At 68.5% G+C, this 314-nt stretch carries 1 protein-coding gene; it reads right to left on the bottom strand.

Annotation, left to right across the window (positions count from 1 at the left end; translation table 11 throughout):
• On the bottom strand, positions 1-314 hold a 314-nt coding region (locus GH815_RS18775; protein ID WP_153750242.1), incomplete at both ends, for an AMP-binding protein.

The raw sequence follows: 314 nt of genomic DNA on the forward strand, positions 1-314 counted from the left end.
GGCCAGCTGTCCCGGAGGCAGAGCACGCCCTCGGCCTCGGTCTCGGTGATCTCGCGCCCCGATTCGGGTTCCAGCACGACCGGCTGCACCCCGAAGAAGGGCAGCGTGGCCGAGCCGGGCTTGGTCGCGATGGCGCCGGGCAGGGGTGTCAGCAGATGGCCGCCCGTTTCGGTCTGCCACCAGGTGTCGACGATCGGGCAGCGGCCCTTGCCCACATGGGTGTTGTACCATTCCCAGGCCTCGGGATTGATCGGCTCGCCGACCGAGCCCAGCACCTTGAGCGCGGAGAGGTCGTATTTCTCGACCCATTCGGT

Origin of the sequence: Rhodovulum strictum (assembly GCF_009649175.1) — a bacterium.
Classification (GTDB): Bacteria; Pseudomonadota; Alphaproteobacteria; order Rhodobacterales; family Rhodobacteraceae; genus Rhodovulum; species Rhodovulum strictum.